This window comes from Burkholderia sp. MS389, assembly GCF_016899425.1.
Classification (GTDB): Bacteria; Pseudomonadota; Gammaproteobacteria; order Burkholderiales; family Burkholderiaceae; genus Burkholderia; species Burkholderia sola.
The window spans coordinates 1,771,542-1,788,709 of record NZ_CP045994.1; the positions used below are offsets into that span (position 1 = coordinate 1,771,542).

At 65.6% G+C, this 17,168-nt stretch carries 12 protein-coding genes; 9 read left to right on the forward strand and 3 right to left on the reverse strand.

Going from position 1 to position 17,168, the window contains the following annotated elements; genetic code table 11:
• Positions 1-243 precede the first annotated feature (243 nt).
• Positions 244-1,041: an Imm49 family immunity protein gene (locus GJG85_RS08215; protein WP_050012595.1), complete on the forward strand. Its 798-nt coding sequence runs from the start codon at positions 244-246 to the stop codon at positions 1,039-1,041.
• An 84-nt stretch (positions 1,042-1,125) separates the two neighbouring features.
• The gene (locus tag GJG85_RS08220) at positions 1,126-2,886 is read left to right on the forward strand and encodes a ShlB/FhaC/HecB family hemolysin secretion/activation protein (RefSeq protein ID WP_050012596.1); all 1,761 of its coding nucleotides are present in this window, start codon (positions 1,126-1,128) and stop codon (positions 2,884-2,886) included.
• A gap of 213 nt (positions 2,887-3,099) precedes the next feature.
• On the opposite strand, the gene GJG85_RS08225 is transcribed toward GJG85_RS08220, so the two are convergent.
• Together GJG85_RS08225 and GJG85_RS08230 are read right to left on the reverse strand one after the other, a co-directional pair.
• The gene (locus GJG85_RS08225; protein WP_204383838.1) at positions 3,100-4,371 is read right to left on the reverse strand and encodes a M23 family metallopeptidase; all 1,272 of its coding nucleotides are present in this window, start codon (positions 4,369-4,371) and stop codon (positions 3,100-3,102) included.
• A 339-nt stretch (positions 4,372-4,710) separates the two neighbouring features.
• On the reverse strand, positions 4,711-5,358 hold the full coding sequence (locus tag GJG85_RS08230; RefSeq protein WP_050012598.1) for a TetR family transcriptional regulator: 648 nt from the start codon (positions 5,356-5,358) through the stop codon (positions 4,711-4,713).
• A 151-nt stretch (positions 5,359-5,509) separates the two neighbouring features.
• Between GJG85_RS08230 and GJG85_RS08235 the strand changes: the two genes are divergently transcribed.
• Genes GJG85_RS08235 through GJG85_RS08245 form a run of 3 tightly spaced genes read left to right on the forward strand, consistent with a single transcriptional unit; the run spans position 5,510 to position 11,328 of the window.
• Positions 5,510-6,712, forward strand: a complete 1,203-nt coding sequence (locus GJG85_RS08235) for a MexX/AxyX family multidrug efflux RND transporter periplasmic adaptor subunit (RefSeq protein ID WP_204383839.1) — start codon at positions 5,510-5,512, stop codon at positions 6,710-6,712.
• 15 nt (positions 6,713-6,727) lie between these two features.
• Positions 6,728-9,868 (forward strand): multidrug efflux RND transporter permease subunit, encoded by a 3,141-nt coding sequence (locus tag GJG85_RS08240; protein WP_124556427.1) that lies wholly within the window; start codon positions 6,728-6,730, stop codon positions 9,866-9,868.
• Positions 9,868-11,328: an efflux transporter outer membrane subunit gene (locus GJG85_RS08245; RefSeq protein ID WP_050012690.1), complete on the forward strand. Its 1,461-nt coding sequence runs from the start codon at positions 9,868-9,870 to the stop codon at positions 11,326-11,328. Before GJG85_RS08240 ends, GJG85_RS08245 begins: the two co-directional genes overlap by 1 nt.
• A gap of 604 nt (positions 11,329-11,932) precedes the next feature.
• Here GJG85_RS08245 and GJG85_RS08250 read toward each other — a convergent pair.
• Complete coding sequence (locus GJG85_RS08250) at positions 11,933-12,151, reverse strand: hypothetical protein (protein ID WP_124630392.1); 219 nt, start codon at positions 12,149-12,151, stop codon at positions 11,933-11,935.
• A gap of 23 nt (positions 12,152-12,174) precedes the next feature.
• On the opposite strand from GJG85_RS08250, the gene GJG85_RS08255 reads away from it, so the two are divergent.
• From GJG85_RS08255 to GJG85_RS08270, 4 genes are all read left to right on the forward strand, one after another.
• Entirely contained in the window at positions 12,175-12,687 is a 513-nt protein-coding gene (locus GJG85_RS08255; protein WP_050012601.1) for a fimbrial protein, read from the forward strand.
• A gap of 122 nt (positions 12,688-12,809) precedes the next feature.
• Positions 12,810-15,263, forward strand: a complete 2,454-nt coding sequence (locus tag GJG85_RS08260; protein ID WP_050012602.1) for a fimbria/pilus outer membrane usher protein — start codon at positions 12,810-12,812, stop codon at positions 15,261-15,263.
• 17 nt (positions 15,264-15,280) lie between these two features.
• Complete coding sequence (locus GJG85_RS08265) at positions 15,281-16,027, forward strand: molecular chaperone (protein WP_050012603.1); 747 nt, start codon at positions 15,281-15,283, stop codon at positions 16,025-16,027.
• Positions 16,024-17,046: a fimbrial protein gene (locus GJG85_RS08270; protein WP_050012604.1), complete on the forward strand. Its 1,023-nt coding sequence runs from the start codon at positions 16,024-16,026 to the stop codon at positions 17,044-17,046. The genes GJG85_RS08265 and GJG85_RS08270 overlap by 4 nt, the downstream gene beginning before the upstream one ends.
• Positions 17,047-17,168: the final 122 nt, after the last annotated feature.

Genomic DNA, 17,168 nt, shown 5'->3' on the forward strand with positions numbered 1-17,168 from the left:
TGATAGACAGTAAGCAAATCACCAACGGATCGTTTTCGTTGTCTGCAAGCGGTGCTGGCGGGAATATGCAGTTGTCGAACGGGTGGATTGATTCCGTTTTGAGTAGGCTAGACAGCACGTCTCCCGCATATCAAGCTATCGAACAAGCGCGAGCCACCGGCAAGTTAATTACCGCTGTGGCAGGTGTTGACAAGTCGACCGGACAGGTGGTTGCGGTTCCTGTAAAGATTAAATGAGTGTGATATGGCAAAAGAACTTGATTATTCGGATATTCAGAGTAAGGGGCTGGAGCATGTCGAAAAGCACCTTCTGGCCCTTTCTGATAAGGTGAAATTCTTTTTGGAGATTATCTCAAGCGGTAGCGGAGATCCTGATTTTTGTATGGTACGCCTTCGCTCTCACGCCATGGCTGCAGCCTTGGTATCATGGTTCAAGGGGCGTGACTTAATTTCCTTTAAGCAGTGGTGCTATGTATCTGGAAAACTGGAATCCATCACGTTTCAACGAGAGCCGAAAAGTTGGTACCCAGCGTATCTTCTATTGATGCCGTTGTTATCGGATCACGAGGGGTTGATTCAATGGTTCTCAAGCAATGATCAGCCGTTCGACATGATTCGAGCCAATGATCCGGCGACAGCGGAATTTCATGGATACCAGGCGCTTTTGGCTCTGCGCGGTGAGTGGAAGACGTTGGAGGAGCGTTGCCTCAAGATCATTGGAAATTCGTCGACAGAGATGAAAAAGTACGAAATAGATCATCGTTTCTATCTTGCATTGTCCCGTCGAGATGTGCCGAGCATGGAGGCGACGTTACAAGAGCTCACGTCGCCAAAAGTTGCTAAGGTGCGAAACGCCGAACACGCGTTCGGCTTTACTGAAAAACTCATTGGCACCCATGCGGTGATATACGCGAAAATCGCGTGGCGCCACGGATTGAGGGTGAGGGTTGACACGCCTTGGATTCCGGAGGAGTGGCTGCCGATTGAGCCGCTAGACAATTACCTCGATCCTTACGAGTTTATGGGGAATTTTAAAGTTTGATCGATTATTCTGCCCCTCGAATTTTTGCTCGAGCGTGGTGGTGATCATTTGTTGGGATCAGGCGGAATCAGGGATTTAAGAACAATGAAAATCAAGAAGCGGCTGGCGGCATTGCCGATCACAGCCTTAGTATCGCTCGGGGTGCAGGCGCAGCAAGCCCCCACGCCTGCCGATCAAGCCGCCGCAGCTCGCGCGAACGCCGAACAGGATCGGCAGGCGCAGCAGCAACGTGACGTGCAGCAGCGCGACGCGGCCGTACGTACTCCGTCCGTGCGTTCCGACGTGCCAAAGGTTGAAGCGTATCCGGCACTTCCCTCGGAGACGCCGTGCTTCCGCATCGATCGATTTACGCTCGATGTGCCGCCCTCATTGCCTGATGCAGCGAAGGCCCAAGGGGCATCCGCCTTGCCGATGGATCGTTTCGCGTTCGCGCGCGAATGGCTGAACCACTACGCAGGGCAATGCGTCGGTAAGCAAGGCGTAGACGTGTTAGTCAAAGGGCTGTCCCAGGCGATTCTGGCGCGCGGCTACGTCACGACGCGCGTGCTCGTTCCCGAGCAAGACCTATCGAACGGCACGCTCAGACTCTCGCTGATTCCCGGCACGATTCGCCATGTGCGCTTCGCTGATGAAAAACTGCGGGGTACATGGAAAACGGCTTTCCCCACCCGCGACGGTGAGGTGCTGAACCTGCGCGACCTCGAACAAGGCCTTGAGCAAATGAAACGCGTATCGAGTCAGGATGTTTCGATGCAACTTGTTCCGGGCGAGCTTCCCGGTGAAAGCGACGTCGTGCTCGACGTAAAGCGTGGCAAGCCGTGGACCGTCGTCGCATCGGTCGACAACGCCGGCACGCGCGCGACCGGCAAGCTGCAAGGCAACCTGTCGCTTGGCATCGACAACCCGCTCGGCCTGAACGACGTCTTCAACATCGGCGTGAGCCAGGACCTCGAATTCGGCGACAAGCGTCTCGGCTCGCACGGCTGGAACGGCTTCTACTCGATTCCGTGGGGCTACTGGACGGCCACGCTGTCCGCCTACACGAACACGTACTACCAGCAGATTGCCGGCGTGAACCAGACATTCGTCGCGAGCGGCAATTCGAAGACGGTCGATTTCAAGCTGGCCCGCGTGCTGTCGCGTAGTCAGAATGATGTATTCGGCGCATACGTTCGCCTGTCGCGCCGTTTCGGACAAAGCTTTATCGAAGACACCGAGATTTCGCAGCAGCGCCGCAATAACACGATGATCGAGCTCGGCCTGACCGATCGACACTATTTCGGCGGCGCGCAGTTCGATGGCTCACTTGCATATCGTCAAGGCGTCGGTGGGTTGGGTGCTCAGGACGATACGTTGGCGGCGGGTGGGGGGCCGACCTATCGGTTCAAGATGGCGGTGCTCGACGCGAACCTGGCGGTGCCTTTTGCGATCGGCAAGCAGCCATTCCGCTATGTCGGCACATTCCACGGTCAGTACACCGGGAACACGCTGTACTACATCGACGACTTGACGATTGGCAGTCGCTATACAGTGCGCGGCTTCGATGGCGAAACGATGCTCGCGTCGGCACGCGGCTTCTACTGGCGCAACGAACTGCAGGCGCCGATCGGGCAGACGGGGCAGGCAGTTTATGTGGGACTCGACTATGGTCGCGTATGGGGCCCGCAGCCTGTGGCCCTCGTCGGGACGCAGTTGGCCGGCGCCGTGATCGGCATAAAAGGCAGCATGGGCACGCGATTCGGAGCCTATGCGTACGATCTCTTCGCGGGTACGCCTGTCTACAAGCCGTCGGGTTTTCCGACTGCGCGAGTGACGCTCGGTTTTCAGGTGACCGCTCAGTTCTGAATAAACGCGGTCTTGTTTGTCATGAGGGAACCAACCTCGGTCGACTACGAGGGGCAAGCGCACACCGCCGACGGTATCGAGCGCAGTTCTACTTTTACCTCGCGCCAAAACATTGGCTCAAGCCCGTGACCAACTGACGGTGTAGAGAAGAGCGCGGGAGCATTCTGACAACCGTGCGCTCTTCTCCAACCACCACGATCGTGTGCCTCGGCGTCAGCCTCGTTCTGCCGAGTAGTGCGTATCGAAAACCGCCCGCAGCGTCGACGGACCGGTCGCGAAATCCCCCCACAGCGGCCCGTCGTTCTGCGCGAACGCGAACGGCGTCTTATTGATCGACGCGAGGCGGAAGCGCCATTGCGCGGCTTCCTGGCGGAATGCGGTGAGCTGCATGTCGGACAGCCCCGTCTGCGCGTTCGCGAGCGTGACGAGCGGATCGACCGGATCGTTCGCGACCCGCACCTCGAAATGCAGGTGCGGGCCGGTGGCCGCGCCCGTCATCCCGACCGAGCCGATGCGCTGGCCCTGCTTCACGGTTTCGCCGACCTTCAGCCCGCGAGCGTACGCGGACAGGTGCGCGTAGTACGTCGAATAGCCATCCGCATGATCGACGATCACATAGCGGCCGTAGCCGCCCGGATCGGTGCCGACGAACGACACGACCCCGTCGGCCGCCGCATCGACCGGCGTGCCGCTCGGCGCGGCGAGATCGACGCCCGTATGGAACGCCATCGCCTGCGACAACGGATGGACGCGCTCGCCGAAGAACGAACTGATGCGCGTCCACTTGACCGGCATCGTGAACGCGGCGGCTTCGAGCGGCGAACCGTCGAGCGTGTAGTACGCACCGTGCTCGGCGCCCGGCGCGCGGAACCAGATCGCGCCGAACGTGCGGCCGGCGACGCGCAGCTCGAGCGCGGTGAGCCGCGGCGTGCCGTCGTTCGTGTCGAACGCGACGCGGTAATAGTCGCCGCGCTGCGCACTCGCACGCATCGCGACCTTGCCGGTGACGAGGTCGCCGAGCTGGATGCGCACTTCGGGCGGCACGTCGAGACGGTTCAGCGTATCGGACAGCGTGAGCTCGATGTCGCCCGCGCGCATCCCTTGCGGGCGATCGGGCGACGCGAACTGAAACAGGCTCGCGTAGCCGAGCATGTCGTTGCGATGCGCGCTGAGCGGCGCGAACAGGCCCGGCTGCAGGCTGCGATCGTTGCGATCGACGTGTTCGTTGCGCTCGCCGATCGTGCGGGCGAGTTCGCTCGTCACGAAATGCTGCGCGGTGGGAAACGGCGTATCGGACAGCACGCGCTGCGGCAGCGCGGCCGTGCCCGAATCGACGGCGCCCGGCAATTGCGACACGGCCGGCAGCGCGGCGGCGAGGCCGAATGCGGCGAGGGCGCCGAGCACGGCGGCCGGCACGAGCGCGCGCACGGCGCGCTGCGCGCGACCGGGCGCGACGGCATCAGGGGTTGCGACAGACTTGACCAAGGTGTCCACATCCAGGAAAGCGGTTCAAAGGGGTGTGGGCGGGGGCCGCCGGCGGCACATCCGTCGAACGGCGACGGGGCGGGCGGCGGGCGTGCAACAAAACAGGCCCCGCCAGGGGCCTGTGTCGTTTCCGTTCGACCCAACCTGCGGGGCGGTGCCCGCTTCGAACGGCGGCGTGCATACCGGGTCGAACCCGGTTATCACGAAGACGCTAAAGAAAGATGACAGCGTCAGTCTACCGATGTTCCGCGAAACGTTAAAAATTTTAAAGAGGGTCGGCTCACTCGTTTCGCACTGCGGTAAATCGGGTTAAATCAGCATTTGTTACGACGATTTCCGTTAGTCCGGCAATTTTTGCGCGCGTCTGCGCAGGGCGGCGGACGTGCGCACGGCGTCGAAACCGGCGTCGAGCATCGCCTCGGCGTCGTTCCATAGGTTGCCGCGCAGCCGGTTGGTCCAGATCATCGACGCGAACACGCCTTCGAGCAGCGACACGAGGTAGACGGCGGCCAGATGCACGTCGAGATCGGCGGCCACTTCGCCGGCCGCGATCGCGCGACGCAGCAGCGCCTTGGTGATCCGCAGCATCTGCAGCTCGAGCAGCATGCGGCGCCGCTGCAGCGCGCCGTTTTCCTCGCTCTGCTCGCATTTCGTATAGAGGATCACGAGCACGCGCTGCATCGGGCCCGGCTCGCCGCATTCCTGCAAGTAGTGCGACGCGGCGCGCCGCAATGTAGCGAGCGGCGGCAGGCCGTCGCCCGCGTCGAACCCCTCGGACGTGCGCGCGAACGCGCGGTCGCACATCGCCAGACACACTTCCATCTTGTTGCGGTAGTGGCCGTAGACGGCGCCCCGCGACATCCCGGCGGCCTCGGCGAGGTCCGCCATCGCGGTTTGCGCGACGCCTCTTTCGAGCAGCACGAGCTCGGCGGCGTCGAGGATCCGGTGCTTGATGGCGAGCGATTCTTCCCGGGTCTTGCGGGCCATGTCGTGAAATTCCTTACAGTTCGCTGTCGTTTTATTGAGACAGTGCGTCAGCCGGATGGAAAGCGGATGTATTTAATCAGTCGTGACTGATTATAATCGGCCACCCTGAGCCGCCGCATTGTATCGGCGGCGAACGATCCGAGGTCAGAACATGAATAACAAACGCACCCTGTGGCGCCGCCTGCGGCTGGCGCCGTTCGCGCTCGCGGCGCTGCTGGCCGTGGCCGGATGCGGAAAGGGCGACAAGAACGCCGCGCCGGAGACCGCGAAGCAGGCCACCGTCGTGACGGTGCGCCCGACGGCCGTGCCGATGACGGTCGAACTGCCGGGCCGGCTCGATGCGTACCGGCAGGCGGAAGTCCGCGCACGGGTCGCGGGCATCGTCACCGCGCGCACCTACGAGGAAGGCCAGGAGGTGAAGCAGGGCGCGGTGCTGTTCCGCATCGATCCCGCGCCGCTGAAGGCCGCGCGCGACGCCGCGCAGGGTGCGCTCGCGAAGGCGCAGGCCGCCGCGCTCGCGGCGACCGACAAGCGCCGTCGTTACGACGATCTCGTGCGCGATCGCGCGGTGAGCGAGCGCGACCACACCGAAGCCGTCGCGGCCGATACGCAGGCGAAGGCCGAGGTCGCGTCCGCGAAGGCCGAACTCGCGCGCGCGCAACTGCAGCTGGACTACGCGACCGTCACCGCGCCGATCGCGGGCCGCGCACGGCGCGCGCTCGTGACCGAGGGCGCGCTCGTCGGCCAGGACCAGGCGACGCCGCTCACGACCGTCGAGCAGCTCGATCCGATCTACGTGAACTTCTCGCAGCCGGCCGCCGACGTCGACGCATTGCGTCGCGCGGTGAAGAGCGGGCGCGCAACGGGCATCGCGCAGCACGATGTCGCGGTGACGCTGCTGCGCGCCGACGGCACCGCATATCCGCTGAAGGGCAAGCTGCTGTTCAGCGATCTCGCGGTCGACCCGACCACCGACACCGTCGAGATGCGCGCGCTGTTCCCGAATCCGGAGCGCGAACTGCTGCCGGGCGCGTATGTGCGGATCGCGCTCGACACGGCGGTCGACCGGCGCGCGATCCTCGTGCCGCGCGACGCGCTGCTGCGCACGGCCGACCGTACGTCGGTGCGTGTCGTCGGCGCGAACGGCAAGGTCAAGGACGTCGAGGTCACGGCCGACCAGATGAGCGGCCATGACTGGCGCATCACGCGCGGCCTCGCGGGCGGCGAGCGCGTGATCGTCGACGACGTCGCGCAGTTCGCGCCCGATACGGCCGTCCAGCCCGTCGAAAAGGCGCCGCCGTCGAAGGCGGCGCCGGCAGCGGCCGCTTCGCAGGCGGCCGCCCGTCAAACCTGACCGGTTCAAACCAACATGGCACGTTTCTTCATCGATCGCCCCGTCTTCGCATGGGTGATCGCGATCTTCATCATGCTGGGTGGCCTGTTCGCGATTCGCGCGCTGCCCGTCGCGCAGTACCCGGACATCGCGCCGCCCGTCGTCAGCATTTATGCGACGTACCCGGGCGCGTCCGCGCAGGTCGTCGAGGAATCGGTGACCGCGCTGATCGAGCGCGAGATGAACGGCGCGCCGGGGCTGCTGTATACGTCCGCGACGAGCAGCGCCGGCGCGGCGTCGCTGTACCTGACGTTTAAGCAGGGCGTGAACGCCGATCTCGCGGCCGTCGAAGTGCAGAACCGGCTGAAGACGGTCGACGCGCGCCTGCCCGAGCCCGTGCGCCGCGACGGCATCCAGGTCGAGAAGGCCGCCGATAATATCCAGCTCGTCGTGTCGCTGACGTCCGACGACGGCCGGATGACCGACGTGCAGCTCGGCGAATACGCGTCGGCGAACGTCGTGCAGGCGCTGCGCCGCGTCGAGGGCGTCGGCAAGGTGCAGTTCTGGGGCGCCGAATATGCGATGCGGATCTGGCCCGACCCGGTGAAGCTGGCCGGGCACGGGCTCACCGCGTCGGACATCGCGTCGGCCGTGCGCGCGCACAACGCGCGCGTGACGATCGGCGACATCGGCCGCAGCGCGGTGCCGGACAGCGCGCCGATCGCGGCGACCGTGTTCGCGGACGCGCCGCTGAAGACGCCAGCCGATTTCGGCGCGATCGCGCTGCGCGCGCGGGCCGACGGCGCCGCGCTGTTCCTGCGCGACGTCGCGCGCGTCGAATTCGGCGGCAACGACTACAACTATCCGTCGTACGTGAACGGCAAGGTCGCGACCGGGATGGGCATCAAGCTCGCGCCGGGCTCGAACGCGGTGTCCACCGAGAAGCGCGTGCGCGCGACGATGGACGAGCTGTCCCGATACTTCCCGCCGGGCGTGAAATACCAGATTCCGTACGAGACGTCGTCGTTCGTGCGCGTGTCGATGAACAAGGTCGTCACGACGCTGATCGAGGCCGGCGTGCTGGTGTTCCTCGTGATGTTCCTGTTCATGCAGAACCTGCGCGCGACGCTGATCCCGACGCTCGTCGTGCCGGTCGCGCTCGCGGGCACGTTCGGCGTGATGTATGCGGCCGGCTTCTCGATCAACGTGCTGACGATGTTCGGGATGGTGCTCGCGATCGGCATCCTCGTCGACGACGCGATCGTCGTCGTCGAGAACGTCGAGCGGCTGATGGTCGAGGAGGGGCTCGCGCCGTACGACGCGACCGTCAAGGCGATGCAGCAGATCAGCGGCGCGATCGTCGGGATCACCGTGGTGCTGACGTCGGTGTTCGTGCCGATGGCGTTCTTCGGCGGTGCGGTGGGCAACATCTACCGGCAGTTCGCGCTGTCGCTCGCGGTGTCGATCGGCTTCTCGGCCTTCCTCGCGCTGTCGCTGACACCCGCGCTGTGCGCGACGCTGCTCAAGCCGGTGGCCGGCGACCATCACGAGAAGCGCGGCTTCTTCGGCGGGTTCAACCGCTTCGTCGCGCGCGCGACGCAGCGCTATGCGACGCGGGTCGGCACGATGCTGAAGAAGCCGCTGCGCTGGCTCGTCGTGTACGGCGCGCTGACCGCGGCCGCGGTGCTGATGCTCACGCAGTTGCCGACCGCATTCCTGCCGGACGAGGACCAGGGCAACTTCATGGTGATGGTGATCCGCCCGCAAGGCACGCCGCTCGCGGAAACGATGCAGAGCGTGCGCGCGGTCGAGTCGGCGATCCGCCGCGACGAGCCGACCGCCTATACGTATGCGCTCGGCGGCTTCAACCTGTACGGCGAAGGGCCGAACGGCGGGATGATCTTCGTCACGCTGAAGAACTGGAAGGAGCGCAAGGCCGTGCGCGATCACGTGCAGTCGATCGTCGCGCGCATCAACGAGCGCTTCGCGGGCACGCCGAACACGACGGTCTTCGCGATGAACTCGCCGGCGCTGCCCGATCTCGGCTCGTCGAGCGGCTTCGACTTCCGGCTGCAGAACCGCGGCGGGCTCGACTACGCGACGTTCAGCGCCGCGCGCGAGCAACTGCTCGCGGCGGGCGGCAAGGATCGCGCGCTCACCGACCTGATGTTCGCGGGCACGCAGGACGCGCCGCAACTGAAGCTCGACATCGATCGCGCGAAGGCGTCCGCGCTCGGCGTGTCGATGGACGAGATCAACACGACGCTCGCGGTGATGTTCGGCTCCGACTATATCGGCGACTTCATGCACGGCACGCAGGTGCGACGCGTGATGGTGCAGGCCGACGGGCGGCACCGGCTCGATCCGGACGACGTGAAGAAGCTGCGCGTGCGCAACGCGCGCGGCGAGATGGTGCCGCTCGCGGCGTTCACGACGCTGCACTGGACGATGGGGCCGCCGCAGCTCACGCGCTACAACGGCTATCCGTCGTTCACGATCAACGGCTCGGCCGCGGCCGGCCACAGCAGCGGCGACGCGATGGCCGCGATCGAGCGGATCGCCGCGAAGCTGCCGGCCGGCATCGGCCATGCGTGGTCGGGGCAGTCGTTCGAGGAGCGGCTGTCGGGCGCGCAGGCGCCGATGCTGTTCGCGCTGTCGGTGCTCGTCGTGTTCCTCGCGCTCGCGGCGCTCTACGAGAGCTGGTCGATTCCGTTCGCGGTGATGCTGGTCGTGCCGCTCGGCGTGATCGGCGCGGTGCTCGGCGTGACGCTGCGGATGATGCCGAACGACATCTATTTCAAGGTGGGGCTGATCGCGACGATCGGGCTGTCCGCGAAGAACGCGATCCTGATCGTCGAAGTCGCGAAGGATCTCGTCGCGCAGCGCATGTCGCTCGTCGACGCGGCGCTCGAGGCCGCGCGCCTGCGGCTGCGGCCGATCGTGATGACGTCGCTCGCGTTCGGCGTCGGCGTGCTGCCGCTCGCGTTCGCGTCGGGCGCCGCGTCCGGCGCGCAGACGGCGATCGGCACCGGCGTGCTCGGCGGCGTGATCACGGCGACCGTGCTCGCGGTGTTCCTCGTCCCGCTGTTTTTCGTGATCGTCGGCCGCCTGTTCGACGTCGGCCCGCGCCGGCGCGGCGGTGCGCAGCCGACGACGATGGAGGGTTCGCAACCATGATGTTCGCGCTGAATGCACGCGCCGCGCGGCGGGCGCCGGTCGCGCTGGCCGCCGCGCTCGCGCTCGCCGGGTGCTCGCTCGCGCCGCGTTACGAGCGCCCGGCGGCGCCGGTGCCGGCGTCCTATGCGCCGGTCGACGGCAGTACGGCGCCGGCGGCCCTACCGAGCGCGGCACGGGATGCCGCGCTGCTCGACGACTGGCATGCGTATTTCACCGATCCGGCGCTGCAGGCGTGGATCGACGCGGCGCTCGCGAACAATCGCGACCTGCGGATCGCGGCCGGCCGGCTCGAGGAAGCGCGCGCGCTGTACGGCGTGCAGCGCGCGGACCGGATGCCGTCGGTCGACGCGAATCTCGGCTACGAACGCGCGCGCCAGTACGACCCGGTCGTGCGCGAAAGCGCGATCAGCGGGCTGTATCGTGCGGGCGTCGGCGTCAGCGCATACGAGCTCGATCTGTTCGGCCGGGTGCGCAACCTGTCCGACGCGGCGCTCGCCGAGTATTTCGCGACTGCCGACGCGCAGCGCACGGTCCGTATCGGTGTGATCGCCGAGGTGGCGGGCGCGTACGTTTCCGAACGATCGTTGCACGAGCAACTGGCGCTCGCTGAGCGCACGCTCGAAGCCCGCGAACGGGTGGCCGCGCTCACGCAACGCCGCTATGCCGCCGGCACGAGCGACGCGATCGAGCTGCGTTCGGCCGAGATGCTGGTGGCGTCCGCGCGCGCATCGCAGGCCGCGCTGCAGCGCGAGCATGCGCAGGCCGTACGGGCGCTGCAACTGCTGGCGGGCGACTTCGCGCGCAACGTGCCCGACGACGCGACCGCGCTCGACACGCTGTCGATCGCGCCCGTGGCGCCGGGCGCGCCGAGCGAACTGCTCGAACGGCGGCCAGACATCCGGCAGGCCGAGGCGCGGCTGAAGGCCGCGAACGCGAACATCGGCGCGGCGCGCGCGGCGTTCTTCCCGCGCGTCGCGCTGACGACCGACTACGGCTCGGTGAGCGACGCGTTCTCGAGCCTGTTCGCGGCCGGCACCAGCGTGTGGACGTTCGCGCCGCGCATCACGCTGCCGATCTTCGCGGGCGGTCGCAATCGCGCGAACCTCGACGTCGCGCACGCGCGCAAGGACATCGCGGTCGCCGAATACGAGAAGGCGGTGCAGACCGCGTTTCGCGAAGTGGCCGATGCGTTCGCCGCGCGCGACTGGATCGACCGGCAGCTTGCCGCGCAGCAGGACGTATATGCGGCGGACGGCGCACGGCTGAGGCTCGCGGAGCGCCGCTATGCGGGCGGCGTCGCGACCTATCTCGAGCTGCTCGACGCGCAGCGCAGCACGTACGAGTCGGGGCAGGAGCTGATCCGGCTCAGGCAGCTCAGGCTCGCGAACGCGATCGCGCTGTATCGCGCGCTCGGCGGCGGCTGGGCGCCGGCAACGGCGGAGGCCGCGGCTTCCGCGTGACGTGCGACGCGTCGCCTGACGCGGCAGCGTGTCGGGCGACATGACGGCGGCCGTACGATTCAACGTGCGGCCGCTGCTTCGACAGCGCGTGATGCCCGTCGTTTCGCCGCGCGGCATCGGCGCTTCCTGGCGCTGTTCCGCGCCTCCTTTTCATCTCCCGGCAGGGCGGAGCGGTTGCTTCCCTGCCACCCGCATCCGGCGACCGGTCGTGCCGCTCCCCGGCGCAAACGTGTGCCGCGTTCTTTCCTTTTTCATCTCGTCCAATCCGGCAAGCGAGCCGCGTTCCAGCGGCCGCGCATGCATGCGATTCAAGATCGGCAATTGACGAATGGATTAATCAACATATCGGAATTAATGGTGGCGGCAAAGTGTCGCGGTAAAACGTTTGTATTCTTGCGCAATCGTTTGCGCGATAAATCCATATTGATGGAATGCCATCGTTAATTTCCTGTCAGTTGAAAATGATTAGATATTGGCGTTGTAATCGGACAACGATGGCGGTGTTGGACAATGTTTTGTCCTTTGAGTGGCGGTCCTGCTCAAGCCAGCGCCAGTAAGGAAGTGCGCGGCGTCGATGATTATCGGCAAGAAATTCCCTTAATCTTCAATCGGTTCCGGAAAATAAAAAAGGACTGCGGATAAAAAATCCGGGATTGAAAATGGAGGGGAAATAATGGGGTTTTAGAGGGGTAAATCGAACATTGTCAGATGCATTTGACAATGATTTACAGACATCTTTCGTGGTTATCTCGATAATGCCGCCTCGTGTCGGACGGGAGCCACCACGCGCTGTCGTTTGTGTCCGCCACGTCGTCCATTCCATTTGCACTCCTTACGGGAAACCTCATGAAAAAATCCATCCTGAGCGCTGTCGCACTCGCAGCCCTGTCCACCTCGGCCTTCGCAGCGGGCACCGGCACGATCAACTTCACGGGCGAGATCGTCGCGGGCGCATGCGGCATCGACTCGGGCTCGGTCAACCAGACCGTGAACCTCGGCAAGGTGCCGACCAACGTGTTCAAGCAAGCCGGCGACAAGTCCACGCCGACCAACTTCGACATCAAGCTGACCGATTGCGACACCAGCGTCGCGAAGAACGCGTACTTCACGTTCACGGGCACGTCGAGCGCGGGCCAGCCGAAGCTGCTCGCCACGATCGGTTCGGCAACCAACGTCGGCATCCGCCTGCAGGCCGCGTCGGGCGAATACCTCGACAACGGCGCCGAGCAGAAGGCGCCGACGCTGCTGCAGAACGGCACGAACATCGCGCGCTTCGCGGCGATGTACGAAGCGACGGCAGCCGGCGTGACGCCGGGTACCGCCGACGGCGTCGCGAACTTCACGGTCCGCTACCAGTAAGCATCCGTACCGGAGGAGGGATGCGTGCATCCCTTCCTCCTTCGTCCTTCCTCTCGTTTTCCTTCTCCTCGGACTCCCGGTAGCACCGCGTGCGAATCAGACATTCCTTCCTTTGCGTCTCCGTGCTGGTCGTCGGCAGCCAGAGCCAGGCGACGGAATTCAATTCGTCGTTCCTCGACATCGACGGAACGCGCAACGTCGACCTGTCGCAGTTCTCACAGGCCGACTTCACGCTGCCCGGCGAGTACATGCTCGACGTGCAGGTCAACGACCTGTACCTCGGATTGCAGCCGATCGAATTCGTGGCGGTCGATGCGACGGGCGCGGGCAAGCCGTGCCTGCGGCCGGAGCTCGTCGCGCGGTTCGGCCTGAAGCCGTCGCTGGTCAAGGACCTGCCGCGCTTCCGGGGCGGTAGCTGCGTCGACCTGGCCGCGATCGAAGGGGCGACCGTGCGTTACCTGAAAAGCGACGGGCGGCTCAAGATCACGATTCCGCAGGCGGCGCTCGAATTCACCGATTCGACCTACCTGCCGCCGGAGCACTGGTCCGAAGGGATTCCCGGCGCGATGCTCGACTATCGCGTGATCGCGAACACGAACCGCAACTTCGGTGCGGGCGGCGGGCAGACGAATGCGATCCAGGCGTACGGGACGGTCGGCGCGAACTGGGATGCGTGGCGTTTTCGCGGCGACTACCAGGCGCAATCGAACGTGGGCAACACCGCGTACGCGGACCGCACGTTCCGCTTCAGCCGGCTTTATGCGTTTCGCGCGCTGCCGTCGATCCAGTCGACGGTGACGTTCGGCGACGACTACCTGACCTCCGACATTTTCGACACGTTCGCGCTGACGGGTGCGTCGATCCGCAGTGACGACCGCATGCTGCCGCCGTCGCTGCGCGGCTATGCGCCGCTGATCTCGGGCGTCGCGCGCACCAACGCGACCGTGACCGTGTCGCAGGCCGGCCGCGTGCTGTACGTGACGCGCGTGTCGCCGGGCGCATTTGCGCTGCAGAACATCAACACGAGCGTGCAGGGCACGCTCGACGTCGCGGTCGAGGAAGAGGACGGCAGCGTGCAGCGCTTCCAGGTGACGACGGCCGCCGTGCCGTTCCTCGCGCGCACCGGCCAGTTGCGCTACAAGGCCGCGGTCGGCAAGCCGCGGCTGTTCGGCGGCGCCGGCATCACGCCGTTCTTCGGCTTCGGCGAAATCGCGTACGGCCTGCCGTTCGACGTCACCGCCTATGGCGGCTTCATCGCCGCGTCGGGCTATACGTCGATCGCGCTCGGCGTCGGCCGCGATTTCGGCGCGTTCGGCGCGGTGTCGGCCGACGTCACGCATGCGCGGGCGCGCTTGTGGTGGAACGGCGCGACACGCAACGGCAACTCGTATCGGATCAACTATTCGAAGCACTTCGACGGGCTCGATGCGGACGTGCGCTTCTTCGGCTACCGCTTCTCCGAGCGCGAGTACACCAGCTTCGCGCAGTTCTCCGGCGACCCGACCGCGTACGGCCTCGCCAACAGCAAGCAGCGCTATTCGGCGACGCTGTCGAAGCGCTTCGGCGACACGTCGACCTATTTCTCGTACGACCAGACGACCTACTGGGCGCGCGCGTCCGAGCAGCGCGTCGGCCTGACGCTCACGCGTGCATTCTCGATCGGCACGCTGCGCAACCTGAACGTCAGCGTGTCGGCATTCCGCACGCAAAGCGCCGGCGCGAGCGGCAACCAGTTCTCGGTCACCGCGACGCTGCCGATCGGCGGCCGCCACACCGTCACGTCGAACCTGACGACGGGCAACGGCAGCACCAGCGTGAACGCGGGCTACATCTACGACGATCCGGCCGGCCGCACCTATCAGGTCAATGCGGGCGAGACCGACGGCCGCGCGTCGGCGAACGCGAGCTTCCGGCAGCGCACGTCGGCGTACCAGCTCACCGCGCAGGCATCGACGCTCGCCAATGCGTATGCGGCCGCGTCGCTCGAAGTCGACGGCTCGTTCGTCGCGACGCAGTACGGCGTGTCCGCGCACGCGAACGGCAACGCGGGCGATACGCGGCTGCTGGTGTCGACCGACGGCGTGCCCGACGTGCCGCTGTCCGGCACGCTCACGCACACCGATTCGCGCGGCTACGCGGTCCTCGACGGCATCTCGCCTTACAACGTGTACGACGCGACCGTGAACGTCGAGAAGCTGCCGCTCGAAGTGCAGGTGACGAACCCGATCCAGCGCATGGTGCTGACCGACGGCGCGATCGGCTTCGTGAAGTTCTCCGCCGCGCGCGGCAGCAACCTGTACCTGACGCTGACCGACGCGGCCGGCCACGCGCTGCCGTTCGGCGCGTCGGTGCAGGACGCGGCGAACGGCAAGGAGCTCGGCATCGTCGGCGAGGGCGGCGCGGCGTTCCTGACCCAGGTTCAGCCGAAATCCGCGCTGGCGGTGCGGGCGGGCGAACGCACGCTGTGCACGATCGACGCGCTGCCGAATCAGCTCCAACTCGAAGGCACGCCGATTCCGGTGACGTGCCGGACACCGGGCGAGTCGCATGCGGCGGCCGCGCGGGTCGAACGATGATTTTCATGGATCCAGCGATGAAGAACGCTTTCTCCCTTTCTTTCCCGCGGCGCGCGCTGTGCGCGTTCGCGACCGTCGGCGCGATGCTGGCTGGCGCCGCGCAGGCGGCGATCGTGCCCGATCGCACGCGCGTGATCTTCAACGAAGGCGAGCAGGCCGCGATCGTGACGATCACCAACAAGAGCGCGACATATCCGTATCTCGTGCAGTCGTGGCTCGAGGACGCGAAGGGCAACAAGACCACATCGCCGCTGATGGTCGTGCCGCCGCTGCAGCGCATCGAGGCGAACGAGCGCAACGTGCTGCGGATCGCGAAGCTGCCGGGCACCGAGTTGCCGGCCGATCGCGAAACGGTGTTCTACCTGAACATCCGCGAAGTGCCGCCGAAGACCGATACGCCGAACACGCTGCAGATCGCGCTGCATACGCAGATGAAGCTGTTCTACCGGCCGAAGGCCGTGCAGCCCGCGCGCGACGAGGACTGGACGCTGCCGATGACGCTGCGGGTGGAGGCGGCCGCGCACAAGCTGGTGTTCGACAACCCGACGCCGTACCACGTGACGGTGGTCGACGTGAGCGCGGGCGCGCAGAAGACGCCGGTGCCGATCGAGCCGGTGATGGTGAGCCCGATGAGCACGGCCGACGTGCCGTTCAAGGCCGCGACGCCGGCGACGCTGTTCGTCACGCATATCGACGATTACGGCGGCCAGGTGGCGGTCGAGTATGCGTGCGACGCCGGTGTGTGCAAGAGCGTGAAGCAATGAGCGCGGGCATGCGTCATCGGGCGGCGCCGGCGGCATGGCTGCGCTGGGTCGTCCTCGCGCTGCTGATCGCGGCCGTGCAGCCGGCGTGGGCGCTGCGCTGCCTGACGAACAGCGGCGCGACGTCGTTGACCGAGCCGATCGGCGGCGTGGCGTCGTATCCGACCGACGCGCCGGACGGCTACGTGATCTGGGTGTCGCCGGTGCGCACGACGTCGGGGTATTGCTACAAGGACCTGGGGGACGCCGGCAGCCTGAAGGTCGTCGACAACATCTACTTCTACGCGAATCCGAATCGTACGGACCCTGCCGCATGGGGACTCGAGATCGGCATCCGCTACAAGGGCGTCGATTATTTCGACAAGACCAGCAATCGCGGCGGCGGGGTGTTTACCGGGTATTCGGTGCCGCCGTGCACCCGGTACGACTTCGACCGCGGGCGTTGTCAGCGCACGAACATCAGCATCGACTACCAGGTCGTCGTGCGCAAGAAGGGCAACTGGATCCAGCCGCCGAGCGATATCTACACGGTGTTCCAGTTCGACGGCGAGTTCGGGCTGAATGCGTTCGGCACGAGCTTCCAGTACCGGCTGAGCGGCCTGCGCAACCTCAAGCCGACACCGTGCTTCGTCGACGTCCTCGTGACGCCCGAACCGGGCATCGTCAATTTCGGGCAGGTGCAGGCGGCGGGTAACGGCTTCATGCCCGCGGTGCCCCGCAAGCGGTTCTCGTTGTCGCTGACCAAGAAATGCAACGTCGCGGTGCGGGTGGACGGGTATTTCGAAACGAGTTTTCCGGTCCAGAACGGTTTGCTGGTGCCGGCGCAGGACAGCAATTTCGGGATCGGCATCGAGGATAGCCAGGGCAAGGCCATTCCGTTCAACCAGCAGTTCACGCTGGCTCAGTTCGCGTCCAACGTAATGAATCAGAGCGTGCTGATGGACGCGGTGCTGAAGTCGTTCGGGCCGCCGAAGATCGGGCGGTTCGATGCGACGGCGACGATCCGGTTGTTCATCTACTGACGGCGGTGGGCGCGGCCGCGTCGTGAATCTCGGCCGTTTCGGTCACCGGGCAACTTCCTTCGGCCCGGAAAGCTTGCCGTGCTTCGTAGACCCGTCGCGTTCGTCCTGTCCGCCGAAGCAGG

What these genes read in the sequence shown, in the direction of transcription:
- GJG85_RS08215 (WP_050012595.1), top strand. Translation starts at nt 244, where the DNA reads ATGGCAAAAGAACTTGATTATTCGGATATTCAGAGTAAGGGGCTGGAG.
- GJG85_RS08230 (WP_050012598.1), bottom strand. Translation starts at nt 5,358, where the DNA reads ATGGCCCGCAAGACCCGGGAAGAATCGCTCGCCATCAAGCACCGGATC.
- GJG85_RS08245 (WP_050012690.1), top strand. Translation starts at nt 9,868, where the DNA reads ATGTTCGCGCTGAATGCACGCGCCGCGCGGCGGGCGCCGGTCGCGCTG.
- GJG85_RS08220 (WP_050012596.1), top strand. Translation starts at nt 1,126, where the DNA reads ATGAAAATCAAGAAGCGGCTGGCGGCATTGCCGATCACAGCCTTAGTA.
- GJG85_RS08255 (WP_050012601.1), top strand. Translation starts at nt 12,175, where the DNA reads ATGAAAAAATCCATCCTGAGCGCTGTCGCACTCGCAGCCCTGTCCACC.
- GJG85_RS08240 (WP_124556427.1), top strand. Translation starts at nt 6,728, where the DNA reads ATGGCACGTTTCTTCATCGATCGCCCCGTCTTCGCATGGGTGATCGCG.
- GJG85_RS08235 (WP_204383839.1), top strand. Translation starts at nt 5,510, where the DNA reads ATGAATAACAAACGCACCCTGTGGCGCCGCCTGCGGCTGGCGCCGTTC.
- GJG85_RS08265 (WP_050012603.1), top strand. Translation starts at nt 15,281, where the DNA reads ATGAAGAACGCTTTCTCCCTTTCTTTCCCGCGGCGCGCGCTGTGCGCG.
- GJG85_RS08250 (WP_124630392.1), bottom strand. Translation starts at nt 12,151, where the DNA reads ATGGAATGGACGACGTGGCGGACACAAACGACAGCGCGTGGTGGCTCC.
- GJG85_RS08270 (WP_050012604.1), top strand. Translation starts at nt 16,024, where the DNA reads ATGAGCGCGGGCATGCGTCATCGGGCGGCGCCGGCGGCATGGCTGCGC.